The organism is Ensifer sp. ZNC0028, assembly GCF_000799055.1.
In the GTDB taxonomy this organism is placed as follows: domain Bacteria; phylum Pseudomonadota; class Alphaproteobacteria; order Rhizobiales; family Rhizobiaceae; genus Ensifer.
In genome coordinates, this window is sequence record NZ_JTLA01000214.1 from 1 (window position 1) to 240 (window position 240).

Sequence of the window (240 nt, forward strand, 5' to 3'; positions counted from 1 at the left end):
GCCAGGATCCGCGCCAGACGGAAAAGCTCTGGGCGATCCTCTACAACGCGCTGCGCGATCAAGGCCAGCGCGGACTTGCGATCACCGCCCTTTCCGGCATCGACATCGCGCTCTGGGACATCAAGGGCAAACACTATCGTGCCTCCGTCTCGATGCTCATCGGCGGGCGCTGGCGCGAGAGCGTGCGGGCCTACGCGACCGGCAGCTTCAAGCGCGACGGCGTCGACCGGGTCTCCGACA

Annotated in this window: 1 pseudogene; it reads left to right on the plus strand. The window is 66.7% G+C overall.

Going from position 1 to position 240, the window contains the following annotated elements:
- Positions 1-240: pseudogene (locus L981_RS32645) on the plus strand (mandelate racemase/muconate lactonizing enzyme family protein); the annotation flags it as partial.